The organism is Solimonas sp. SE-A11 (assembly GCF_030345715.1).
GTDB lineage: Bacteria > Pseudomonadota > Gammaproteobacteria > Nevskiales > Nevskiaceae > Solimonas_A.
This window is the reverse complement of the sequence record NZ_JAUASX010000017.1, coordinates 35,373-58,940: the sequence shown is the minus strand read 5'-3', so window position 1 is coordinate 58,940 and position 23,568 is coordinate 35,373. Positions and strand designations below refer to the sequence as shown.

At 67.1% G+C, this 23,568-nt stretch carries 22 protein-coding genes and 1 pseudogene; 7 read left to right on the top strand and 16 right to left on the bottom strand.

All coding sequences use genetic code 11. From position 1 onward, the window contains the following. Nucleotides 1–19 precede the first annotated feature (19 nt). A complete protein-coding gene (locus QT386_RS17685) occupies nt 20–943 on the top strand; it encodes a DUF808 domain-containing protein (RefSeq protein WP_289275069.1) in 924 nt (307 codons plus the stop codon). Here QT386_RS17685 and QT386_RS17680 read toward each other — a convergent pair. After that, entirely contained in the window at nt 940–1,620 is a 681-nt protein-coding gene (locus QT386_RS17680; RefSeq protein WP_289275068.1) for a hypothetical protein, read from the bottom strand. The genes QT386_RS17685 and QT386_RS17680 overlap by 4 nt on opposite strands. An 85-nt stretch (nt 1,621–1,705) precedes the next feature. Continuing rightward, nucleotides 1,706–5,152: a methylmalonyl-CoA mutase family protein gene (locus QT386_RS17675; protein ID WP_289275067.1), complete on the bottom strand. Its 3,447-nt coding sequence runs from the start codon at nt 5,150–5,152 to the stop codon at nt 1,706–1,708. A gap of 132 nt (nt 5,153–5,284) precedes the next feature. Between QT386_RS17675 and QT386_RS17670 the strand changes: the two genes are divergently transcribed. After that, nucleotides 5,285–6,316: an AraC family transcriptional regulator gene (locus QT386_RS17670; RefSeq protein ID WP_289275066.1), complete on the top strand. Its 1,032-nt coding sequence runs from the start codon at nt 5,285–5,287 to the stop codon at nt 6,314–6,316. Between the two features lie 122 nt (nt 6,317–6,438). Here the strand turns inward: QT386_RS17670 and QT386_RS17665 are convergent, their stop codons facing one another. Next, on the bottom strand, nt 6,439–6,990 hold the full coding sequence (locus tag QT386_RS17665) for a hypothetical protein (RefSeq protein WP_289275065.1): 552 nt from the start codon (nt 6,988–6,990) through the stop codon (nt 6,439–6,441). A gap of 114 nt (nt 6,991–7,104) precedes the next feature. On the opposite strand from QT386_RS17665, the gene QT386_RS17660 reads away from it, so the two are divergent. Continuing rightward, the gene (locus tag QT386_RS17660; RefSeq protein WP_289275064.1) at nt 7,105–8,397 is read left to right on the top strand and encodes an adenylate/guanylate cyclase domain-containing protein; all 1,293 of its coding nucleotides are present in this window, start codon (nt 7,105–7,107) and stop codon (nt 8,395–8,397) included. Between the two features lie 9 nt (nt 8,398–8,406). Here QT386_RS17660 and QT386_RS17655 read toward each other — a convergent pair whose 3' ends face one another. The 4 genes from QT386_RS17655 to QT386_RS17640 all read right to left on the bottom strand — a co-directional run bounded on the left by QT386_RS17655 (nt 8,407) and on the right by QT386_RS17640 (nt 10,598). Then, the gene (locus QT386_RS17655) at nt 8,407–9,174 is read right to left on the bottom strand and encodes an ion transporter (RefSeq protein WP_289275063.1); all 768 of its coding nucleotides are present in this window, start codon (nt 9,172–9,174) and stop codon (nt 8,407–8,409) included. Nucleotides 9,175–9,256: 82 nt separating this feature from the next. Next, nucleotides 9,257–9,748, bottom strand: coding sequence for a carboxymuconolactone decarboxylase family protein (locus QT386_RS17650; RefSeq protein WP_289275062.1), 492 nt, complete (start codon nt 9,746–9,748; stop codon nt 9,257–9,259). Between the two features lie 11 nt (nt 9,749–9,759). Further along, complete coding sequence (locus tag QT386_RS17645; RefSeq protein ID WP_289275061.1) at nt 9,760–10,221, bottom strand: nuclear transport factor 2 family protein; 462 nt, start codon at nt 10,219–10,221, stop codon at nt 9,760–9,762. Beyond that, a complete protein-coding gene (locus QT386_RS17640; RefSeq protein ID WP_289275060.1) occupies nt 10,218–10,598 on the bottom strand; it encodes a nuclear transport factor 2 family protein in 381 nt (126 codons plus the stop codon). The genes QT386_RS17645 and QT386_RS17640 overlap by 4 nt, the downstream gene beginning before the upstream one ends. 303 nt (nt 10,599–10,901) lie before the next feature. Here QT386_RS17640 and QT386_RS17635 point away from each other — a divergent pair, with 303 nt between their 5' ends. Beyond that, nucleotides 10,902–12,071 carry a helix-turn-helix transcriptional regulator gene (locus QT386_RS17635; protein WP_289275059.1) on the top strand — a complete coding sequence of 390 codons (1,170 nt, stop codon included), beginning with the start codon at nt 10,902–10,904 and terminating at the stop codon, nt 12,069–12,071. 50 nt (nt 12,072–12,121) lie between these two features. Here QT386_RS17635 and QT386_RS17630 read toward each other — a convergent pair whose 3' ends face one another. The 4 genes and pseudogenes from QT386_RS17630 to QT386_RS17615 form a co-directional block, all read right to left on the bottom strand. After that, on the bottom strand, nt 12,122–12,559 hold the full coding sequence (locus tag QT386_RS17630; protein WP_289275058.1) for a VOC family protein: 438 nt from the start codon (nt 12,557–12,559) through the stop codon (nt 12,122–12,124). Nucleotides 12,560–12,570: 11 nt separating this feature from the next. Then, nucleotides 12,571–13,266, bottom strand: a pseudogene (locus tag QT386_RS23505) (SGNH/GDSL hydrolase family protein); the annotation flags it as partial. 8 nt (nt 13,267–13,274) lie between these two features. Next, nucleotides 13,275–13,691, bottom strand: coding sequence for a hypothetical protein (locus QT386_RS17620; RefSeq protein ID WP_289275056.1), 417 nt, complete (start codon nt 13,689–13,691; stop codon nt 13,275–13,277). After that, entirely contained in the window at nt 13,688–14,086 is a 399-nt protein-coding gene (locus QT386_RS17615; protein ID WP_289275055.1) for a thioesterase family protein, read from the bottom strand. The genes QT386_RS17620 and QT386_RS17615 overlap by 4 nt, the downstream gene beginning before the upstream one ends. A gap of 203 nt (nt 14,087–14,289) precedes the next feature. Here QT386_RS17615 and QT386_RS17610 point away from each other — a divergent pair, with 203 nt between their 5' ends. Beyond that, on the top strand, nt 14,290–14,475 hold the full coding sequence (locus tag QT386_RS17610; RefSeq protein ID WP_289275054.1) for a hypothetical protein: 186 nt from the start codon (nt 14,290–14,292) through the stop codon (nt 14,473–14,475). Here the strand turns inward: QT386_RS17610 and QT386_RS17605 are convergent. The 5 genes from QT386_RS17605 to lexA form a co-directional block, all read right to left on the bottom strand. Further along, complete coding sequence (locus QT386_RS17605; RefSeq protein WP_289275053.1) at nt 14,472–17,540, bottom strand: error-prone DNA polymerase; 3,069 nt, start codon at nt 17,538–17,540, stop codon at nt 14,472–14,474. The genes QT386_RS17610 and QT386_RS17605 overlap by 4 nt on opposite strands. Before the next feature lie 19 nt (nt 17,541–17,559). After that, nucleotides 17,560–17,970 carry a VOC family protein gene (locus tag QT386_RS17600; RefSeq protein WP_367401458.1) on the bottom strand — a complete coding sequence of 137 codons (411 nt, stop codon included), beginning with the start codon at nt 17,968–17,970 and terminating at the stop codon, nt 17,560–17,562. Nucleotides 17,971–18,161: 191 nt separating this feature from the next. Next, a complete protein-coding gene (locus QT386_RS17595) occupies nt 18,162–19,556 on the bottom strand; it encodes a DNA polymerase Y family protein (protein WP_289275051.1) in 1,395 nt (464 codons plus the stop codon). 18 nt (nt 19,557–19,574) lie between these two features. After that, complete coding sequence (gene imuA / locus QT386_RS17590) at nt 19,575–20,252, bottom strand: translesion DNA synthesis-associated protein ImuA (RefSeq protein WP_289275050.1); 678 nt, start codon at nt 20,250–20,252, stop codon at nt 19,575–19,577. Continuing rightward, nucleotides 20,252–20,923: a transcriptional repressor LexA gene (gene lexA, locus QT386_RS17585; protein WP_289275049.1), complete on the bottom strand. Its 672-nt coding sequence runs from the start codon at nt 20,921–20,923 to the stop codon at nt 20,252–20,254. Before lexA ends, imuA begins: the two co-directional genes overlap by 1 nt. A gap of 183 nt (nt 20,924–21,106) precedes the next feature. On the opposite strand from lexA, the gene QT386_RS17580 reads away from it, so the two are divergent. Continuing rightward, the gene (locus QT386_RS17580) at nt 21,107–21,313 is read left to right on the top strand and encodes a hypothetical protein (RefSeq protein ID WP_289275048.1); all 207 of its coding nucleotides are present in this window, start codon (nt 21,107–21,109) and stop codon (nt 21,311–21,313) included. 5 nt (nt 21,314–21,318) lie between these two features. Then, a complete protein-coding gene (locus tag QT386_RS17575; protein WP_367401457.1) occupies nt 21,319–23,418 on the top strand; it encodes a phosphocholine-specific phospholipase C in 2,100 nt (699 codons plus the stop codon). The last annotated feature ends 150 nt before the right edge of the window (nt 23,419–23,568 follow it).

Sequence of the window (23,568 nt, the reverse complement as noted above, 5' to 3'; positions counted from 1 at the left end):
CTCCCTGACGAGACCCCGAATGGCCAGCAGCCTGTTAGCCCTGATCGACGACATTGCCACCATCCTCGACGACGTGTCGGTGATGACCAAGGTGGCTGCCAAGAAGACCGCCGGCGTGCTCGGCGACGACCTGGCGCTGAATGCCCAGCAGGTAACCGGTGTGAAGGCCGACCGCGAATTGCCGGTGGTCTGGGCCGTGGCCAAGGGCTCGGCGGTGAACAAGCTGATCCTGGTGCCCGCGGCGTTGCTGATCAGCGCGCTGGCCAATTGGGCGATCATGCCGCTGCTGATGCTCGGCGGCGCCTTCCTGTGCTTCGAAGGCTTTGAGAAGGTGGCGCACAAGTTCCTGCATAGCAAGGCGGACGACCGGCAGCATCACGACGACCGGGTGCAGGCCGTGGCCAACCCCGCCGTGGACATGGTGGCCTTCGAGAAGGAGAAGGTGAAGGGCGCCATCCGCACCGACTTCATCCTGTCGGCCGAGATCATCGTGATCTCGCTGGGCACGGTGGCCACCGCTGCCTTCAGCAAGCAGTTGAGCGTGCTGGTGCTGATCTCGGTGCTGATGACCGTGGGCGTGTACGGCCTGGTTGCCGGCATCGTGAAGCTGGACGACGCCGGCCTGTACCTCAGCCAGCGCGCCAGCGCCGCCGCCCGGGCCCTGGGCCGTGGCCTGCTGGCACTGGCTCCCAAGCTGATGAAGTTCCTGTCCATCGTCGGTACCGCGGCGATGTTCATGGTCGGTGGCGGCATCGTCGTGCACGGCATCCCGCCCTTGCATCACGCTGTCGAGCACGCCGCCCAGGTCGTGTCGGGCGTCCCGGGCCTGGGTGCCCTGGCATCGACCCTGCTGAACCTGGTGGCCGGCATCATCGTCGGCGGCCTCGTGCTGCTGGGTGTGAATGCCGTGAAGGGCGCCCTGGGAAAGATCCGAGGGGCCTAGGGGTTCTTGAGACTTGGAGTGACGGGTGTTCCCCAGTCGCCCAGCGGTAGAAGATCGATCTCCGCTGCCTTTGCGGCTTCCGGCTTCTTGCTGGCCAACAGCGCCAGGTCGCGCAACTGTTCGTCACGCAGCTTGGGCCAGAGGGCGACAACGTTGTATGGATCGGCGAACTCCCCGCCCATGTCGATTTCCATATGCAGGTTTCCGATGTAGCGGATTTGCCCTGGCTGGATGTTGAAGCGCAGTGGTGGTGGCGGCGATGCTGGCAAGCCGGTCTGGCGGAGAACGTTGCGGTACACGACGCTCCAGGCATCAATGGCGTACTCGCCTGGCGGCAGGGGTAGGACATACAGGCGACCTGTGCCCCCTCCGGGATTGCCGTCCCAGGGAATCCTGACTGCCCGCCACCATCCGACGGGAGTCAGCCAGCGCGAGCGACCATCCGGCCTCTGCAACCTGAAGTCCGCAACGGGGTTGGGGCCTTGTGTGTAGTGGAGTGGGTCGAGCGGGCCGTTGACCTGTTGCGTGACCGAGACCACCAGCAACCCATTCTCCTGAGGCTGATCAGGGCGGGATGCACAGCCTGCCAGCAGGAACACGAAAAGCAGCGCCTTGAAATGCGCTTGCATCCTCACCAAGGCCCCCTGGAGTTGTGACGGCAGAGCTTCATCCGTCAAGGTTGAGGCTCCATTCCGGATATGTCCAGGGCAAAGCAAAAGGGCGTGCCTATCGGCACGCCCTTTTTGCTTGCAGCCGCTCCGCCTACATATTGCGGCGGTACTCGCCGCCTACATCGTACAGCGCGTGGCTGATCTGGCCCAGGCTGTTGTACTTCACCGCTTCCAGCAGCGACTCGAAGATGTTCTTGCGGTCGCGGGCGGTGCGCTGCAGGTTTTTCAGGCTCTCCGGGCCATAGCCGTTGCGGTTGGCGCGGTAGGCCTCGACGTTGTCGATCTGCTGACCCTTTTCCTCCTCGGTGGAGCGGATCAGCTCGATCGTGGTTGCGATCTCGCCGCCGTGGTCCTTGGGCAGGAAGGTGTTGACGCCGATCAGCGGCAGGGAGCCGTCGTACTTCTTGTGTTCGTAGTACAGGCTCTCTTCCTGGATCTTGCCGCGCTGGTACATGGTGTCCATGGCGCCCAGCACGCCGCCACGCTCGGAGATGCTCTCGAACTCCTTGTACACGGCTTCTTCCACCAGGTCGGTGAGCTGGTCGATGACAAAGCTGCCCTGCCAGGGGTTCTCGCAGAAGTTCAGGCCCAGCTCACGGTTGATGATCAGCTGGATCGCCACGGCGCGGCGCACGGACTCCTCGGTGGGGGTCGTGATGGCCTCGTCGTAGGCGTTGGTGTGCAGCGAGTTGCAGTTGTCGAACAGCGCGTACAAGGCCTGCAGCGTGGTGCGGATGTCATTGAACTGGATCTCCTGGGCGTGCAGCGAGCGGCCGGAGGTCTGGATGTGGTACTTCAGCATCTGGCTGCGCTCGTTGGCGCCGTAGCGCTCCTTCATGGCGCGCGCCCAGATGCGGCGGGCCACGCGGCCGATCACGGAGTACTCCGGGTCCATGCCGTTGCTGAAGAAGAACGACAGGTTCGGCGCGAAGTCGTCGATCTTCATGCCGCGGGCCAGGTAGTACTCCACGAAGGTGAAGCCATTGGCCAGCGTGAAGGCGAGCTGGCTGACCGGGTTCGCACCGGCCTCGGCGATGTGATAACCCGAGATCGACACCGAGTAGAAGTTGCGGACCTTGCGCTCGACGAAGGACTGCTGGATGTCGCCCATCATGCGCAGGGCGAACTCGGTGGAGAAGATGCAGGTGTTCTGCGCCTGGTCTTCCTTGAGGATGTCCGCCTGCACCGTTCCGCGCACGGTGGACATGGTCTCGGCCTTGATCCTGGCGTAGGTCTCTGCGTCCAGCAGTTGGTCGCCGGTCACGCCCAGCAGGGCCAGGCCCAGGCCGTTGTTGGTGGGTGGCAGCTCGCCGGAGTACACCGGGCGGGTCTTGCCGGCGAACAGCTCGGCGATCTTCTTCTCGGCGGCGGCCCAGCGCGCCGGGTCGGCCTTCAGGTACTTCTCCACCTGCTGGTCGATGGCCGTGTTCATGAACATGGCCAGGATCATCGGCGCCGGGCCGTTGATGGTCATGGAGACCGAGGTGCTCGGCGCGCAGAGGTCGAAGCCGGAGTAGAGCTTCTTCATGTCGTCCAGCGTCGCGATGCTGACGCCGGAGTTGCCGATCTTGCCGTAGATGTCCGGGCGCGTGTGCGGGTCTTCGCCGTACAGCGTCACCGAGTCGAAGGCGGTGGACAGGCGCGTTGGCGAGCCGGGCTGGCTCAGGTAGTGGAAGCGGCGGTTGGTGCGCTCCGGCGTGCCTTCACCCGCGAACATGCGGATCGGGTCTTCGCCGACGCGGCGGTAGGGGTAGATGCCGGCGGTATAGGGATAGCCGCCGGGCAGGTTTTCCTTCAGCAGGAAGCGCAGCAGCTCGCCCCAGCTCTCGTAGTGCGGCGCGGCCACCTTCGGAATCTTCTGGTGGCTCAGCGACTCGATGTAGTTGTCGCCCTTCACCGCCTTGCCGCGCACCTCGTAGGTGTACTGCGCGTCGGTCACGCCCTTGAGGCGCTCCGGCCAGGCGCGCAGCAGGTCCACGGAGCTGGGCTCCAGCGACTTCAGTGCGTCGTTATAGCGCTGGCGCAGGGTCAGCAGGGTCTTGTCGCCGCCGGAGGTCAGGTCCTCGTTGGCGTAGAAGTCCAGGGCCTTGGGCAGCTTCTCGTCACCCAGCTCCTTCAGCGATTCCCAGAGGTTCTGGGCCCGGTTGGCGGTCTCGTCCTGGCGCTCCGCATCCTTGTTGATGCTGCGGCCCTGCTCGGCGATCTCGGCGAGGTAGCGCACGCGGCTGCCCGGGATCAGCACGGTGGCGCGCGGTTCCTTCAGCGAGGTGTCGAGGTCCGGCGTCCACTGGCTTTCCGGCAGGCCGAGCTTGGTGCGCAGCAGACGGCAGAGATTGCTGAACATCCAGGTCACGCCCGGATCGTTGAACTGGCTGGCGATGGTCGGGTAGACCGGCACCTCGTCGTCCTTCAGCTCGAACTTCACGCGGTTGCGCCTCCACTGCTTGCGCACGTCGCGCAGCGCGTCTTCGGCACCCTTGCGGTCGAACTTGTTCAGCACCACCAGCTCGGCGAAGTCGATCATGTCGATCTTCTCGAGCTGGCTGGCGGCGCCGTATTCGCTGGTCATCACGTAGACCGGGAAGTCCACCAGGTCGACGATCTCGGAGTCGCTCTGGCCGATGCCGGCGGTCTCCACGATCACCAGGTCATAGGCCTGGCCGCGCAGGAAGGCGACGCAGTCCTTCAGCACGGTGTTGGTGGCGGCGTGCTGGCGGCGCGTGGCCATGGAGCGCATGAACAGGCGCTTGCTGCGCAGCGAGTTCATGCGAATGCGGTCGCCCAGCAGGGCGCCACCGGAGCGGCGGCGGGTGGGGTCCACGGCCAGCACGGCGATGCGCATCTCTGGGAAGGCCTGCAGGAAGCGCAGCAGCAACTCGTCCACCACGGAGGACTTGCCGGCGCCGCCGGTGCCGGTGAAGCCGATGACGGGCGTCTTGGCGCCGGCCAGCTGCCATTCCTTGCGCAGGCGGGCCAGGTCGGCCTCCGGCAGGGCGCCTTCCTCGATGGTCGAGAGCATCTGCCCGATGCTGATCTCGTCGTCGGCCGAGACCTTGGCCGGCACGCGGGTATCCAGGCGGTGCTTGTGGGCGCGCTCGACCAGGTCGTCGATCATGCCGGTGAGGCCCAGCTTGGCGCCGTCGTTGGGGTGGTAGATGTACTCCACGCCCTGCGAGTGCAGCACCGCGATCTCTTCCGGCGTGATGGTGCCGCCGCCGCCGCCGAACACGCGGATGTGTGGGGCGCCGCGCTCGGCGAGCATGTCCACCATGTACTTGAAGAACTCATTGTGGCCGCCCTGGTAGCTGGACAGCGCGATGCCGTCGGCGTCTTCCTGCAGCGCCGCGCGGACGATGTCCTCCACCGAGCGGTTGTGGCCCAGGTGGATCACCTCGGCGCCCTTGCCCTGGATCAGGCGGCGCATCACGTTGATCGCGGCATCATGGCCGTCGAACAGGCTGGCGGCGGTGACGAAGCGCAGCGGGGTGGCCTCGCTGGTCTCGGTCTGGCGGGTGGCGGTGGCGGGCTGGGCGGTCATGGTCAGATCCTGGCAATCGGGAAACCCGGGAACGTTACGCCAGCCCGGCTTGCGGGGCGATGCCCAAAAGCATCTCGTTTAGTGACAGAATTTGCCATATGAATCCTGTCCGGCCTTCCCAATCCTCCGTCCATGGCACGGCCCGCTGAATCCCGGGGCACCATTGCCGCGGCCTTCGTCCGGCAGGCCCTGCAGGCCGTGGCCCGTCGCGGCCTGGACCCGGCCCTGGCGCTCGAAAAAGCCGGGCTGGCCGCGGACCTGCTGGCGGACGACCGCACGCGTGTGGGGCCGGAGGTCTTCGGCAGCCTCTGGCTGAGCATAGCCGAGTTGCTGGACGACGAGCTGTTCGGCCTGGACTCCCGCCCGATGCGGGTGGGCAGTTTTGCCACTTTGTGCCATCTGATGCTGCACACCCCGGACCTGCGCACGGCCCTGGTCCGGGGTGCCCGGCTGGTCAACCTGCTGCTGGCCGACACCCAGGTGGAACTGGACCTGGAGGGGCCGGAGGCGGCGCTGCGCTTCGTGGAGCAGGGGCCCCGGGCCCGGGAGGCGCAGGTCTTCGCCCACGAGACCCTGTTCGTGATGCTGCACGGCCTGGTGTGCTGGCTGGTGCGCCGGCGCATCGTCATCCACGAGGCCGACTTCTCCTATCCGCCGCCGGCCTGGCAGGACGAGTACCTGCTGATCGTGGGCGAGACCCTGCATTTCGAGCGGCCGGTGACGCGCTTCGCCTTCAGCGCCGCCGACCTGGACGCGCCGGTGGTGCAGACCGAGGCCAGCGCCCGTGAATTCCTGCGCGGCGCGCCGCACAACTTCCTGCTCAAGTACAAGGACCCGCAGAGCGTGGCGCACCGGGTGCGCCGCCTGCTGCGCGAGACCCCTCCGGAGCAATGGCCGGATTTCGACGAGCTGGCCTGGCAGCTGCGACGCCATCCGACCACGCTGCGCCGTCGCCTGGAGGAGGAGGGGTCGTCCTACCGTATCGAGAAAAGCGCCCGCCGCCGCGATCTGGCGCTGGAATACCTGACCGACCCGAAGCGCAGCGTGCTGGATGTGGCCCAGGCCCTGGGCTTTGCCGAGCCCAGCGCCTTCCACCGGGCCTTCCGGCAGTGGACGGGGATGAGCCCGGGGGAGTACCGCAAGAAGGCGGGATTGAAGGGCTGAAAAAAGAAACCCCTTTCAAGCTGAAAGGGGTGATGGGAGTCATGAGGGGTAGCCTTCAACGTGCGTCGAGGGACCTGTGTTGGGCACCTCGATACGCTGCGCTACTCGGTGTGAGCGGTGGATCAGCGCGGCGCGCTCGGCGCGGTGCCCGTGCCTTCCCAGGGCTTGCGCGGCGGCTCGCAGGCCGAAGGGTCCTTCGCGCAGCGTTCCGCACGTGCCGCCTGGCGCTTCTCCAGCTTCACCTTGCAGTTGGCGTCCGCTTCGCAGGCTGCCTTGCGCTTCTCACGGTGCTCCTGGCGCTCGGCCTTGCACTTGGCCGGGTCCTTGGCGCATTCGGCCTGGCGCGCTTCGCGCTTGGCCTTGTGCTGCTCCAGCTTCGCCTTGCAGTTGGCGTCGGCCATGCACTTGTCGTGGCGCTCCTTGCTGTGGGCGCGGCGGTCCTTCTTGCATTTCGCGGGGTCGGCCGCGCATTCGGCCTTGCGGGTCTCGTGCTTCTTCTTCATCTCCTCGCACTTCTGCGGGTTGGCGGCGCACTTCTCCTGCAGCTTCTGCTTCCAGGGTTGTGCGTCGGTGGTGCCAGGCACGGGCGGCTGGTCCGGGGTGGCGGCGAGGGCCGGCAGGCTCAGGGAGGCGAGGCCGAGTGCGAGTGCGGCGGTGAGGGTCTTCAGGTTCATCGTCAGGGTCCTTGGGGGAGACATCCGGTACAACGGCCCGTGAGCGCGGCCGTTGACAGCGCATCTGCCGGGGCGGCCAATGCTGTACGCCGGATGAACGGTTAACCTGGGCGCATGAGCTCTGTCCATACCGCTTACCTGGTCGTCGGCATCATCGCTGCCGGCATGGGTGTGATCGTGCTGATGAGCGATCCCCGCAGCGGCGCCAGCCGCGCCCTGGCGATCGCCATGTTGCTGCTGGGCCTGCGCCTCGGCCTGAGCCTGTTCGAGCACGCCGGCAGCACCGCCTGGCAGATCCAGGCGGCGGTCCTGGCGCGGTTGCTGGAGGCGGCGAACATCCTGGTGGGCATCGAATGGGCGCGGCGCATCGCCGTGCTGTCGGCGGCCAAGCTGCAGCGCACGATCCAGGGGCTGTTTCGCGTGTCGCAACTGCTGGGCCTGGTCTATGGCGCGATGACACTGGGCTACATCGCCATCGCGCCCGAGGCGGCCTTGCAGGACCAGCCGGGCGTGATGCGCCTCAGCGGCCTGGAGTGGGCGGTGTTCACGCCGGTGCTGGGCAGCAGCATCCTGCTGTCCGGCATCGCCATCGTCATCCTGATGGTGGTGAGCGCGGACCCCGCCGAGTGCGGCCGCCTGCGCGCTCTGGTGATCTCCGCGCCCTTCCTGCTGGGTGGCCTGGTGCTGGCGGAGCGCTACGTGCCGGTTTCCATCGCTTTGGGCCTGCTGGTGTTCCTCGGCGGCTCGGTGCGCTACTACATCGTGCAGGCGCAGCGCGGCGAATTCATGCGCCAGTTCCTGTCGCCGCAGGTGGCGCGGGTGGTGAACCTGCAGGGCATGGGGCAGGTGATGCGCCGCGAGCGGCGCCAGATCAGCGTGGTGGTCTGCGACCTGCGTGGCTTCACGCGCTTCGCCGCCGAGCGCGTCTCGGACGAGGTGATGGACCTGCTGCAGCGCTTCTACCAGCTGGCCGGCGAGGTTGCGGCGAAGCACGGCGGCACGGTGAAGGACCACGCCGGCGACGGCCTGCTGGTGCTGGTGGGCGCGCCGCTACCGGTGGAGGATCATGCGCGAGCGGCGGTGAGCCTGGCGCTGGAGCTGATGCGCGAGGCGCAGCCGCTGCTGCGGCGCGAAGGCGAGCTGGGCCTGGGCATTGGCATTGCCACCGGGCACCTCACGGTGGGCGCGATCCAGGGCGCGGGCCGCCTGGAGTACGTGGCCGTGGGCAATGCCGTGAACCTCGCGGCGCGGCTGTGCCAGCGCGCCGAGGCGGGGGAGGTGCTCTGCGACCGCCGTACGCGCGAGGCGCTGCAGGATCAGCCGGAATTCCCGGCACTGGCGCGCGAGCCGGAGCAGTTCAAGGGTTTTGACGCGCCCACGCCGGTCTATGCCCTGAGCGGCGCCTGAGGTGCTCGCTCAGCGGTGCTCTTCGCGGTCCTTCTGCTCGATGGCCGTGCGCAACTGCGTGAGGTTTTCGCGCAGCATGTCGGACACCAGTTCGTCGGTGCGCGGGTCGTTCAGCACCTGCTCGATCACGCGCATGGCGGCGTCGATCACGCTCTCCACGATGTCGTTGTAGAACGGCAGGCGCTTGAGGCGGCCGGTCTGCTGGTCCTCGCGCAGCTTCTCCAGGATCATCGCGCGCAGCTCGTTCTGGTTTTCCTCCAGGGCGCGGGAGATGTTCTTGGTGTAGGTGCCGCGGGCCATCACGTCCGCCACCTCGTTGAGCACGGCGACGGTGACGGCGCTGCTGATCGAGCCAACGATGGCCTTCTTGACGCGCCGGACCAGGCGGTAAGTGAAGTCGTCGCCCAGCGCGCGGTCGGCAGCCATGCCGAAGCGGCCGAGCAGGATCAGGATGCGGATCACGCGGAACAGGCGGAATCCGCGCAGCGCCGGCGAGGCGATGGGGATCATGCCGAGGATCTCGTACCAGTTGCGGCCCAAGTAGGCGCGCCGCCAGCCTTCCTCGCGCCAGCGCCACAGGAACTCGGCGGCGAAGAGGGCGCAGATCAGCACGTCGGTGCGCAGGATCCAGTCGCGCTGCACCTCGGTGACCGAGCCCCAGGTCTCCCAGCTGAGCAGGCCGATGGACAGGATCGCCAGCACCAGCATGATCCAGTCCAGCGGCCGGATACGGCGCGCCACCTGGAGGGGAGTGGGGAGGTCGGTGTCCTGGGTCATGAAGGGGCGGCCTGGGTTCGGGTCCGGCCCACAGACAGGAGCCAGGGAGGATTGTTCCATGCCCCCGGCGGGAAGTCTGCCCTCAGGGCGGCGGCGATTGCAGCGTCAGCGCGCAGGTCTGGCCCACGTCCAGCACGCGCATGGCGCGGCCGGCGCCCAGCCACAGCGCCACGGACATGGTGAGTTCCACGATCTCGGTATCGCTGTAGGCCGCGCGGAAACGCTGCCAGAAGGCATCGTCGGCCCGCATCGCCACGTGATCCAGTGCGAAGCGTTCGGCGAACTCGGCGGCGAGCCTTTCGCGCTCCGAGTAGCCATCGGCCGTGCGCCAGGCAGCGGCATTGGCGTACAGCGCCTCGTCTACGCCCTGCCCGGGGCCGTGTTCCTGGCGGGCGTTGCGGCAGACCTCGCATTCGTTGATCTGCGCGATGCGCATGCGCGCGATCTCGCGCACCCGCAGCGGCAGGCGTGCCTTGCCGTAGACCGCTTCGCTGTAGGCCACCAGGCCCGCACCCATGTCGGGCTGCAGCTGCATCCAACTGCCGAGATCGTCCGTGACGTCGATGCGGGCCATGGTGAGCTCCTCTAAGCCATCTTCAGCGCTTTCTTCATCCAGTCCGGCATGCCGTGGTCGTAGCAGTGCTCCTCGGAGCGTTCCACGATGCGCCAGCCCTCGGGCGTGCGCCGATACCGGTCGATGTACCAGAGCCCCAGGAACATGGTCTCGGTGCCGCCCTCGGGCTTGGGCACCACCATGGGGTTGAAGCAGGCGATGCGGCCGGTGCCGGTATCGCCGTCGATCTGGAAATCGAAATTGCCGACGAAGTGCTGGTAGGACGGGAAGTGCTTCAGCGCCTCCGGCAGCCAGGCCTTGACCTTGGGGTAGGGGCCGTCGATACCGCCCATCGCGCGGTAGTCGATGTAGGCATCCGGCGTGAACACGGTGTCCAGCCGGTCGAAGGTCCGCGCGTCGATGGCGTTGGCGTAGCGGGTGACCAGATCCTGCAGCTCGATCCGGTCGGAAATCTGCTGCAGGGAGAGCGTCACGAGCCCAGCACCATGTCGCTCTTGCCCCAGAAGGCGCGCATCGAGCTGAACTTGCCGGCGTCGTTGAACGTCATGACGTCGATCACCTGGATGTGGGCCTTGCCCTCGGGCATGTTCAGCTTCACGTCGAAGGCCATGGCGGCCGAGTTGCCGTGGGAGGTGCGGATGGGGGCGGCCAGGGACAGCTTGGCGCCGGTGGCCACGGCCATCTTGTAGAACTTCAGGATTTCCGCCTTGCCGCTCTTGACCGGCGAACCGACCGGGTCTTCCACGGTGGCATCGTCGGCGTACAGGTCGGCGATCGCCTGGGGATCGGAGACGTTGAAGGCGTCGATATAGGCCTGCATCGCCTGGCGCATCTGCGTTTCGCTGGTCATGGAATTTTCGGGTCGATCTGGGGTATGGGTCACCGCCCCGGTGGGGCAGGCGCAGGGGCGCCAGCCGGGCAGCGGATGAGTTGCTTTTACATCTTGATCGGCAGCCTCCGGAAGTTGGATCATCCATATGGATGAGGCACCCGGATGGCAGTCCGGTGACCCTTGACGCAGGCCAGCTTCCGTTCGCCCCTGGGCGACAACAAAACCAAGAACAGCCAGCCGGAAGCGTACGACGAGGAGAGTTTGATGGTAGCTTTGGCGAATGCGAGTGCCGCCCGTTTCCGGGCCCGGCAGGAGAATAGCGTGGCTCCCACCAGGGCTGTCGCCACACCACAGACAATCGATGTCGAGGGGCTGGACCGCCTTCTGGGCGCCATCTACGACGGCCCGACCGAGTCGCCCCCCTGGAATACTGCACTGCAGCAAATGCGCGACACCCTGGGCGCTGCCCATGTCACGCTGATGCTGCGCCCGCCGTCCTCCGAGTCGCACGGCGTGATGATCAACACCGGCAAGGTGACCTCGCAGGGCGTCGAGTCCTATGAGACCCATTTCTTCGCGCTGGACCCCTTCGTGCGCCTGCCCGAGGGCGAGGTCGTCACCGCCGAGGAGCTGATCGGCTCCCAGCAGTGGCTCAAGAGCGCCATGTACCAGGAATACCTCAAGCCCCTGGACATCCGGCACCTCCTGGGCGCCGACATCTACACCAAGGAAGGCATCGAGTGCCGCCTGCGCATCACCCGCTCCGATAGCGCGGATGCCTTCTCGACCGAGGAAAAGGCGCTGGTCCGGCTGCTGCTGCCGCACCTGAAGCGTTCCATCCGCCTGCATGCCAAGCTCGACTACCTGGAATGCGACCGCCAGCTCTTCGCCGGCGCCGTCAACCGCATGCTGGTGGGCATGGTCACCTTTGCCCAGGATGGCTCGGTCCTGGAGATGAACCAGGAAGCCCAGCGCATCCTGGCCGAGAAGGACGGCATCGTCCGCAGCGGCACCGGCATCGCCCTGTCCAGCAACCACGAGAACCGCGACCTGCAGCGCATGATCCGCCAGGCGCTGACCGGCGGCCCCGTCGAGGAGCCGGTGGAAGGCCCCTCGGTGGTCGAGGCCATGTCGGTGACGCGCCCCTCCGGCCGCGCCAAGCTCGGCATCGTCGTGCGTACCATCCCGCTGGGCGAGTTCACCGGCGCCAAGCAGCGCCCGGCTGCCGCCGTATTCCTGCGCGATCCGGAATCCAGCGGCACCCAGCCTTCGCAGGAAGTGGTGCGCCGCCTGTTCGGCCTGACCCGCATGGAAGCCGCACTGGCCCTGCTGCTGGCCGAAGGCCTGACCCTGGACGAAGCGGCCGAGAAGCTCAACGTGCGCCGCAACACTGCACGCACGCACCTGCGCTCCATCTTCTGCAAGACCGGCGTCACCCGTCAGACCATGCTGGTGCGCATGCTGCTCAACAGCGTGATCTCGCTGGGCTGATTTGCTGCAGTTTCATAAAAGCCCGCCGATCGGCGGGCTTTTTTGTTTCTTCAGCCGAGTTCATGCCAGCGGTCGTGTCGTTCGCGCCGCTCCTGCCGGTAATTGGTGATCTCCAGACGTATGCCGTCCGGGTCCTGGAAGAAGATCGCGCGGTAGTCCGGGGCGTAATCCGGATAGTGCCGGGGTTCGCTGACGTCCGCCCCCAGGGCGCGCAGCGCTGCAGCGGCGGCATCCACGTCGGCTTCGCTGTCCACGCGCAAGCAGAGATGATGCAGGCCCGGCGCATAGGCGTCATGTCGTCCGCCGCGTGCCGGACGCAGCACGAAGCCGAACAGGCGGTTGTAGTACTGCACATGCGGATCGTCGCCGATCTTGAAACGATTCTTGCGGAAGCCCAGCGCCGGCATTGCACGGTCGTAGAAGGCCTCCGAGACCGCCAGGTCCGAGACGGCCAGGTAGATGTGGTCGATGCCGGTGATCTGCGCCATACGGGGCTCCAGCGGCGGCGGATGCTGGCAGCGAGTTTCTCCGCCCAGAGCGCATAGGCGCCGGGGCCTGGATGGAATCCATCGCTGGCCATCAGTTCAAGGTCCGTGGGGAAATTCGCTGCCAGGAACTCGCAGTCGGCATGTTGCTGGGCCCAACTCTGCAGGCCGTGGTTGTAGCTCCGTGCCTGTGCTCCCATGTACCAGCGCAGCGGCTGGGGCAGGGCCGGGAATACATGCATCGGCGGCAAGGCCGACAGCAGGATGTGCTTCGCCTGGAACTGTTGGCGCAGCAGGCTCACCAACTCCGCCTGTTGCTGCAGCCATGGCCGTACGGGCATGCGGCCAGTGAGGTCGTTGACGCCCAGCGAGGTCACCACCACGTCATAAGGCGCCTGCGGCAGCTCGCGCAGTTGCTGCAGGGCCTGTTTGGTGGTATGTCCGGTGGTAGCGGCCAGGGTCCAGCTCACGCGGAAGTCCTGGGCCAGCAACCGGGCCAACTGCCCCGACAGGGCTTGCGCCTGCCACTCCGCGCCGACACCGGCGGCGGCGGAGTCTCCCGCGATCAGCAGGCGCAGCGGTGGGCCTTGGCCGATCTCGCCCTGGCGCTCACCCGCGGCTTCCGGCAGGCGCGGGGTCACACGGCGCACGTGGTGCCCCTGGAGCAGGAGCAAGGGACCGAGTCCGATGGTGGCAAGGGTATGGCGCATGACCGGCCCTAGGTCCAGGCCATCCACAGGCCGGCGGAATACAGCGTGGTGGCCAGCAATAGACCGCTGAAGGGCAGGCTGAAGAAATACAACCAGCCCAGCGGCAGGTAGGCGAGCAGGGTGAACATGCCCAGGCCGCTGAGGAAGAGCGAGCCGAACAGGAACTCCGGCTGGCACAGGCCCAGGTAACCCCAGACCAGCCCGAACAGCATGGCGCTATAGCTGTGGGTGGCGTTGAAGCCGATCCAGGCACGCCAGATGGTCGTCTCGCGCGTGATCACGGGCGAGACGGCCTTCATGTGGTCGATCAGCGACGGATCGCGCGGCAGCAGCTTCGGCCCGAAGAAGGTGAAGACCAGGTGCGCGGTGCCCAGGGCCAGCAGGACCAACGCGCTGGCAGCGACCAGCAGGCCCGCAGTGTTCATGCCGGAGTCGCCAGGTGCTTCTGCAGCTCGACGCGCTGTGCTTCCGGCACGGCTACCGACTGCTGCGCGTCGAAGTCGAAGGCCACCATCACCGCCTTGCCGCGCGCCACCACGTGATCCTTCTGCCAGGCCTCGTGCAGCACGGTGAAGGACTTGCCGCCGATCTTCTCGATGGAGGTCCGGATCGTCACCTCGGCGCCGTAATGGGTCTGCGCGACGAAGTCCACCTCGATGCGCGCCAGGATCAGGGTCAGCCCCTGCACCGGGAATTGTGGCGAGAAGATGCGCAGGACAGGCTCGCGCGCGGTCTCGAACCAGCCGGTCATCACCGTGTTGTTGATGTGTCGGAAAGCGTCGGTTTCGTAGAAGCGGGGCGTGACGGTCAGGGTGAACATGGTGGTGTCAGGGAGATGCTGTCAGGGCTCTGAGTGACCAAGCATATCGGCAGGCGCTGTCCAGTGGTTAGACAGGGTCCGGCCCGCGATTTCATCGGGCAGGGGATGCCGTGCGTCCGGCTGGTGGGAACAGCCGGGCCGCAGCCTCGGAGAATGGTGTACCGGCAAGCCAGGGCCTTGTGCAGACGCCGGCCCGGGGATGCATGCGATACGCCAGGCAACAGCGTGAGGAAATGAAGTGGTGGCATCGTTTCAGGCTGGCGGCCGTGGCGATCTTGAGCATCGGCGTGGCCCTGTTCTTCCTGTACTGCCTGTGCAGCCTGGCGCAGAAGCCCCTGGAGCACCTGGAACAGACGCTGGTGCCGGATGCGGATTCCCATAATCCCTAGTGGAAGTCCCGTGACTCCATCCGCATGCCGCCCAGCCAGCGGCTGTAGTCCCGTGCCTTCTCCATCACCACGTTGGTTACGCCGTCGGCGGTCTGCAGCTTGCCGCTGACGATGATCAGCGTGGAGCCGATGATTTCGTGGCGCAGTTCCTCCTGCGTGCGGGGCCAGACGATCAGGTTGGCGATGCCGGTCTCGTCCTCGATCGACATGAAGATCACTCCAGAGGCGGTGCCTGGGCGCTGGCGGTGGGTGACGATGCCGGCCACGCGCACGATCTGGCCGCTGCGCAGCGTGGGAAGCTCGGCGGCCCGGCGCACTCGCAGGCGGTCCAGCTTCGGGCGCAGCAGCGCCAGCGGATGGCGCCGCAATGTCAGCCCGGTGCTCTGGTAGTCGGCGACGATGTCCTGGCCTTCGGTCGGGGCCTGCAGTGCTACAGCATCCTCCACGGCGGAATGGCCGGCCAGCATGCCGGGCAGGCGCTCGCTGCCCAGCGTGGCCCAACGCGCGTGGTGACGGTGGCCGCCGAGCGTTGCCAGCGTGTCGGCACGGGCCAGGGCATCCAGCGACTTGCGTGGCAGCTTCAGGCGGTGCGCCAGGTCGTCCACGCTGGAGAAGGGTCGCTCTTGGCGCGCCTGCATAAGGGCCAGGCCATCGGCCTCGGCAAAACCCGAGACCATGCGCAGACCCAGGCGCACGGCGGGCCTTCGCGCGCCCGCCGGCTCCAGGCTGCAGTCCCAGTCGCTGTGCATGACGTCGGCGGGATGGAACTCCACGCCGTGGCGGCGTGCATCCGCCATCAGCTGCGCCGGCGCATAGAAACCCATGGGCCAGCTGTTGATCAGCGCGGCGCAGAAGGCGGCCGGATGGTGGCACTTGAGCCAGGCCGAGACATAGGCCAGCTTGGCGAAGCCGGCGGCATGGGACTCCGGGAAACCGTAGTCGCCGAAGCCGAGAATCTGCTGGTAGATGCGCTCTGCGAACTCCTGCGTGTAGCCGTTCTTCAGCATGCCGCCGATCAGCTTGCCTTGCAGGTGTTCCAGGCCGCCGCGCCGTTTCCAGGCCGCCATGGAGCGGCGCAGGTTATCGGCCTCGCCGGGCGTGAAGCTGGCGGCGACCATGGCGATCTCCATGACCTGTTCCTGGAACAGGGGAACGCCCAAGGTGCGACCCAAAACCCCCTCCAGGGCCTTGCTGGGATATTCCACTTTCTCCTTGCCCGAGCGCCGCCTCAGGTAGGGATGCACCATGTCTCCCTGGATCGGGCCAGGACGCACGATCGCCACCTGCACCGTCAGGTCGTAATGAGACTTCGGTTTAAGTCTGGGTAGCATCGACATCTGCGCTCGTGACTCCACCTGGAATACGCCGACCGAATCGGCCTTGCCGAGCATGTCGTAGGTGGCTTTGTCACCATCGGCGATATCCTGCATGCGCCGGGGAGCACTGGGGTGAGGTCCCAGGAGATCGAAGCATCTCCGGATTGCGCTGAGCATGCCCAAGGCCAGGCAATCCACCTTCAGCAGTTTCAATGATTCCAGATCATTCTTGTCCCACTGGATGATCGTGCGGTCCTCCATTGCCGCGTTCTCTACCGGCACCAGCGTGTGCAGCGGTGCCTCGGAGATCACAAAGCCGCCGACGTGCTGCGACAGATGGCGCGGAAATTCGAGGAGTTCCTGCACGAAGCCGAGCAGGTTTCGCGACATGGGCGCTTCCGGGTCGATGCCCAGTTGCGCGAAGCGCTCCGCCATCTTCGTGGCGTCGTCGAACCAGTACATCGACTTGGCCAGGGCGTCGATGTGATCGGGGCTGAATCCCAGTGCGCGCCCGACGTCACGCAATGCGCTGCGCGGCTGGTAGCGGATCACGGTGGCGGCCAGCGCCGCGCGCTCGCGGCCATAGCGCCGGTAGACGTACTGCATCACCTCCTCGCGCCGCTGGTGCTCGAAATCCACGTCGATGTCCGGCGGCTCGCCGCGCTCGCGCGACAGGAAGCGGCCGAACAGCAGGTTGCTGATGGCCGGGTCCATCTCGGTGATGTGCAGTGCATAGCAGACGGCGGAATTGGCGGCAGAGCCGCGGCCCTGGCAGAGGATTCCCTGTCCGCGCGCCCAGTGGACGATGTCGGCCACGGTCAGGAAATAGTGTTCGTAACCCAGTTCCTCGATCAACTGGAGCTCCTGCTCCAATTGGTCGCTGACCTTGGGCAACAAGCCCCCGGGCCAACGCTCGGCGCTGCCCAGCCGGACGCGTTCGCGCAGGTAGCCGATGGGTGTGTGGCCCTCGGGCACCACCTCGTGCGGATAGCGGTAGCGCAACTCGGTGAGCTTGAACGTGCACCGATCCGCAATGCGCAGCGTCTCCGCCATCAACTCTGGAGGGTACAGTCGTTGCAATGTTTCCAGTGGCCGCAGGTGGCGCTCACCGTTGGGAAAAAGTTCGTGCCCGGCCTCCGCGACGCTGCGGCCCAGGCGGATCGCCGTCATCACGTCGTGCAGGCGGCGCCGCTCGCGTACGTGGTAGTGCACGCCACCCGTGGCCACACAGGGCAGGCCGTTCTTGCGGCCGAGTGCCAGCAGTCTGTGCATCCGCTGCGCATCGTCGGCCAGCAACAGTTGAGTGACGCCGATCCAGCCTCGGCCTGGGAAATGCTCACGCAGCCAATGCGCATCGCCATCGCAAATTTCGGTACCGGGGCTCCAGATGGCGAGGCAGCGATCCAGGCCCTGCTCGAGGTCGGAACGTACCAGGCGATACTTGCCCTTGTCGGTGCTACGCCGGCCCTTCGTGATCAGCCGGCAGATCTGCGAGTAGGCATCGTGGTCGGGTGCCAGCAGCACCAGGTGCAGGCCATCCGGCAGGCGAAACTCTGAGCCAACCAGCAGCTTGAGGCCCGCTTCCTCTGCGGCATCGTGTGCGCGCACGATACCCGCCATGGAGCATTCATCAGTGATCGCCAGCGCGGCATAGCCCAGGGACGTGGCGCGCTTTACCAGCTCATCCGCATGCGAGGCGCCGCGCTGGAAGGAGAAATTACTGAGGCAGTGCAGTTCGGCGTAACTCATGGCGCCGTTTCGGCGCGCGTCACCCGTCGCGCGGGCCGATCCAGAAATGCGGGTTGTGGGCCACCTCCCAGAGGTGGCCGTCGGGATCGCTGAAGTAGCCCGAATAGCCGCCCCAGAAAACCTTCTGCGCCGGCTTCACCAGGCGGGCGCCGGCCTCCAGGGCCTGCGTCATCAGGGCATCGACCGCGTCCTCGGATTCCAGGTTGTGCGCCAGCGTGAAACCGGAGAAGCCGTTGCCGGCAGCGGGTATGCCGACGTCCTCGGCCAGGGCTTCCCGGCCATACAGACCCAGCCAGCTGCCGTTGAGACGGAAGAAGGCGACGTTGGGGTCCGAATTCATGCGCGGCAGGCCCAGGCCCTGCTCGTAGAAGCGCACCGACTCCGCCATGTCGCGGACCGCCAGGGTGATCATGCTGATGCGGGGATTCATGGGCTCGGCTCCTGACAGGTCGGGGAGGGGCTGGAACAGTTTCGCCAGCACCTGCTCCAGGGCTTCGGAAAGCTTGATGGGCTCCGGGCACGGACGCAGCGAGCGGGTATTCGAGAGCAGTTGCTGCAAGGCCTGGTCGTCCCAGGACTGGAAGCGCGGAGTGGGATTTATGGCTTGGATATCGTTCATCGTCAGGCCCAGAGTCCATGCATGAACCAGCTGCCGCTCAGTGCGTCGCGATATACCCAGAGTTGCGAGCCACTGTCGGATTCGGCGAGGAAGTAGTCGCGCTGTGCATCGGCGCCGTCCCACCAGCCGCCCTCGATACGTTCCGGGCGGCCACGCAGGCGCGGCGGCTGATGCAGTGCCTGGGGACGCGCCAGCAGCCAGAACGGACGTGGCGGAAACTCTGCCTTGCCCGGCTGTGGCTGGCGTGCGGCATGCCAGCTGCGTTCCGGCAGGTGCTCGGCGCGCAGGCCCAGGAAGCGGATCGCATCGGAGCCCAGGCGTGCCTGCAATTTCTCCAGCAGGCTCAGCCATTCGCCATCCTGCTGCAGGCGCTGGTCGAACAGGTCGCCCTGGTGCAGGTCCGGCACCAGGAAGCGCTCGGCCCGCAGCGTCAGTGCCAGCGAGGGCGCCGGCAGCTCCAGGCGCTCCAGCCGCTCGCGCACGATCACCAGGAAGTGCGCGGCGTCGCGCGCGGGCGCGGTCAGGCGCAGGTCCATGCGCGTGCGCGAGTGGCCCTCGTGCTCGAACTCGAAGACGAAGTGCTGCACCGCGCTGTCGCGGGCGCGCAGGTAGCCCTGGAACTCGGTCAGCACGCGGCGGATCGGGAACAGCAGGCCCTCGGTGCTCTCGATGGCACCGAGGAATTCCATGCGGCGGCGGTACACCTTGGGCGGCAGGTAGCGCTCGCGGACATCGGGCCGCTGGCCCAGCAGGCGCTGCAGGTAGTCCGGCAGGGCCGGGCCGAAGCGCCGCGCCAGGCCGTCGGCCGGCAGGCGCAGCAGTTCCGCCAGGGTTTTCACGCCACTGCTGGCCAGGCCTTCCACCGCTTCGGGAAAAGGCAGCCAGGCCAGCGGGTAGTAGCCCAGGCGCTCGGAGAGTTCGCGTAGTTTCAGGATAGGGCCGTCCTCGGCCTGGGCATTCCAGGCCGCAGCCTCCGGCGTGGGGGCGATGCCGATGCCGGCGCCGTAGCCCAGGCCCTGCAGCGAGGTCTGCAGGCGCGGCAACAGCGAGTCCAGACCGCCGAAGTATTTCAGGCTGCCGCCGATCTCCAGCCACAGCATGTGCCGAGGCGTGTCGAAGAACAGCTCGCTGCCGTATTGCCTCGCCCAGTCGGCGAGATGCTGCAGGGCCTGCTTCTCTGCGCGGGGCTGGCGCTCGGCCACACGCAGCGCCGGCAGCAGGCCCTGTGCGGCGGGAACCGCCATGCCGGGCGCGATGCGCTGGCGCGCGGCGGCCTCGTTGACGGCGATCAGCAAGCGCTTGCTGCCACGGCGCTCATGGACCGCGAAGGGCTGCTCGGGCGGAGGCGCGAGCGCCTCCAGCGGCAAGGCGGGCAGATGGAGACAGAGCCATAGCATGACGGGTGATCCGTAAGGCTAGGTGAGGGCTGCACGGCGGACGGAGGGTGTCGCAGGTGCCAGGAAATCCGACGCCCGTGGAGGAGCCGTTCGCCGGAAAGGGTCCACCTGCAACACGCCCGGCCGTCCGCCGCGCGCCTTCAGCAAATCGATCCGCAGCTTGCCTTGCTGCGGGTTGAGCACCATGCGCACCGCCGCCGTGCTGGGCGCGGTCAGTGCGGACATGGGGCGAAACAGGAACAGCAGCGCCTGGCTACCTTCGGCTGCGAGCTGCAGCCGGCGCAATTCCAGCGCGTCCAGGCTGGCACCCCAGTACAGCACCGCGCTGACGGCGCCACTGCGCAGGGCCTGTTCGGCAGCCCACTGCGCCTCGGCGCCTTCGGCGTCGATCCAGGCGATGCGCTCCAGCGGCAGGCCGCTCTGCGCCAGCGACGGCGCATAGGGCACGAAGGGGGGCTGCACGAAAGCCACGCGCTTCTCCGTGGCGAGGCGGCGCAGGGCCGGCAGCAGCAGCGAGACCTCGCCGATGCCCGGCGCGGCGGTGAGGATCTCCACCAGGCTGCCGCGCGGCCAGCCATGGCCGGGCAGCTGGCGGTCCAGCGCCAGGTGGCCGCTGGCCACGGCGGGCACGGGGGCGGTTTCGACGCCGACCCAGACGCCGCGGACCTGCCGCAGGGGATCCAGACGGGGATTCATCAGGACTCCGGCGTGTCGTTGCAGAGATGGGGGCTGAGCCGGATCAGCCCGGCGAACAGGCCCACGATCTCGCAGCGCTGGCGGCCGAGGTCGATCACGATCGGTGCATAGCTCTGCTGGTCGTCGTTTTCTGACAGCAAGGTGACCATGCGGTCCTGCTGGCGGTAGCGCTTGAGCGTCAGCGTGGGTTCGCCGGTGAGGCGATCCTCGATGGCGACAGCGACGATCTGGTTGTTGCGCGCGGTGGCCTGCTGGTGGATGCCCACCAGGTCTCCCGGCAGGATGTGGGCGCGCTCCATCGAGCGGCCCTGCACGCGGTAGAGGAAGTCGGCGCGCGGCTGGAACAGGGCAGGGTCCACCCGCAGCTGTTCCTCGATTTGATCCGGCGCCAGCACCGGCGAGCCGGCAGCGATGCGGCCCACCAGGGGCAGGCGCCAGGGGTCGTTGGCGGCCAGTGCGTCGGTATCCAGGATGCGGATGCCGCGCGAGGTATCGGGCAGCAGCTCGATCAGGCCCTTGCCGGCCAGGGCACGCAGGTGCTGGTCCGCGGTCTGGCGCGTGATGCCAAGGGCGGCGGCGATGTCGCCACGCGTTGGTGGCAGGCCCGAATCCCGCGCGAAGCGCAGGATGAAGTCCATCAGGTCCTGCTGTCTGGCGGGGAGCTTATGCATGGGAGAAACGATATACCTGACAGGCGTCAGGCATCAAGGCAGGTTCCGGAAAAAGTCCTTGCGGACCGCGCCGAGCCCTTGATTCCGGTATGGATTTACCCGTGGCCGACGCTGGTTTTTCATCGCCCTGACCACAACGCTGCCTAGGCTGGCCGTTTTACCGAAGACACGGAAAAGACGCCCATGCCCCGTTCACCCCTGCTGGCCAGCCTGCTGCTGGCCGCCGCCCTGAGTGCCTGCAGCCGCTCGGAAGCCCCCGATACCGCCACGCCGGGCCCGAGCCCGGAAGAGCCGGCGCCGCGCGTGATGCGCTGCCCGCCGGCCCCGGGCGCGCAGGATGTGGCGGCGCGCCCGGATGGCAGTTGCGGCGCAGCCGGGGCGCGTTCATGAGCCACATGGACCGCCGCCGCTTTCTCCAGTTGGCCGGTGCCGGTGTCGCCGGCGCGACGATCTTCCCGCAGATCCTGGCCGAGGCGCTGGCGATCCCCGCGGCCCGGCGCAGCGGCACCATCCATGACGTGGAGCATGTGGTGATCCTGATGCAGGAGAACCGCAGCTTCGATCACTACTTCGGCACGATGCCCGGCGTGCGTGGCTTCGGCGATCGCTTCACCGTGCCACAGAGCGGCGGCCGCACGGTGTGGGAGCAGCGCAACCTCGCTGGCCAGGTCATCCGGCCGTATCACCTCGACAGCAGTGCCGGCAACGCGCAGCGCGTGTCCGGCACGCCGCACGGCTGGGCCGACTCGGTCCCGGCCTGGAACAAGGGGCGCTTCGGCCGCTGGCCGACGTTCAAGGAAAACCAGTCGATGGGGTATTACCGCGAGGCCGAGCTGCCGTTCCAGTTCGCGCTGGCCAATGCCTTCACGATCTGCGATGCCTATCACTGCGCCTATCACGGCAACACCAATCCCAACCGCCTGTTCATGTTCACCGGCTGGAACGACCCGCACGGCACCGGCGGCGGTCCGCGCCTGTACAACGACAACGACGATCTCGGCCCCTCCGGAGAAGGCTTCACCTGGACCACCTACGCCGAGCGCCTGGAAGCGGCCGGCGTGTCCTGGAAGGTCTACCAGGACATGGACGACAACTTCACCGACAATTCGCTGGAGGGCTTCCGCAACTTTCGTCTCGCCTGGGAGAACCGCGAGAGCGAGCCCAACAATCCCTTGCTGCTGAAGGGGCTCAGCACCACGATGAAGGCCGGCAGCTTCGACGGCCTGCGCAATGACGTGCTGGCCGGGCACCTGCCGCAGGTGTCCTATGTCGTCGCCCCGGCCGGCTACTCGGAGCACACCGGCCCCTCCAGCCCGGTGCAGGGCGGCTGGTTCATCCAGGAGGTGCTGCGAGCGCTGATCGCCGACCCGGAAGTCTGGAGCAAGACGGTGCTGCTGGTGATGTTCGACGAGAACGACGGCTTCTTCGACCACGTTCCGCCACCGGCCGCGCCCTCTCTGCTGGCGGCGGGTCAGATCACCGGCGCCAAGGCCGGTGCCAGCACTGCGGACGACTCCGGCGAGCGCTACGCCACCAATGCCAACTCCCGCGACCCGACCTTCGTCGGCAGCAGCTTCGGCCCCGGGCCGCGCGTGCCGATGACTATCGTCTCGCCCTGGAGCCGCGGCGGCTGGGTTAACTCACAGGCCTTCGACCACACCTCGATCATCCGCTTCCTGGAGGCGCGCTTCGGCGTGGCGGAACCCAACATCACGCCCTACCGCCGCGCCTTCATGGGGGATCTCACGTCCTGCTTCAACTTCGCCAATCCCAACGACGAAGCCTTCCCCGCGTTGCCCTACGGCACGCGCGAGCAGGCCGACGCGCTACGCCAGGCGCAGGAGCAGTTGCCGCAGATCGCGGCGCCCACCGGCGATGCCGGCATGCTGCCGCGGCAGGAGCCCGGCGTGCGCTACTCGCGCGCGCTGCCCTACGAACTGCACGTGGAGCCGCTGCGCGGCACGCTGGGGCTGGAGCTGTTCTTCAGCAACACCGGCAGCGCCGGCGCCGTGTTCCATGTCTGCAACCAGAACGACCTGGACGGCGTGCCGCATCGCTATGCGGTGGAGCCGGGCAAGCAGCTGAGCCATCGCTGGACGCCGGGGCTCAGTGGCAACCACGACCTGTGGGTGCTGGGCCCCAACGGCTTCCATCGCCACTTCAGGAATGCCGGCGACCTGTCATCGGCCGCCAGTCCCGAGATCCGTGTCTGCTACGACATCGCCAACGGCGACATCAGCCTGAAGCTGCGCAACGATGGCACCGCGGCCTGCAGCTTCCGCGTGGTGGCGAATGCCTACCGCAACGACGGCCCCTGGAGCTTCAAGGTGGAAGCCGGGCAGGAGATCGAGCACTTCTGGGGCCTGGCCGACAGCGGCGCCTGGTACGACCTCAGCGTGACGGTGGACGAAGACGCCAGCTTCCTGCGCCGCGTGGCGGGGCGCGTGGAGACCGGCAGGCACTCGGTGAGTGATCCGGCCATGAGCACGATCTAAGGCCTCCGCTGGTGTGGGAGCGACGCGAGTCGCGATCTTTGTCAGCATCATCCGGAAGATCGTGGCTTGCGCCGCTCCCACATTAAAAGCTCTCAGATCACGTAGCCCGCTTTCGCGCAGCGAAGCCGGGGCTCAGGTCAAAGTGCGTCC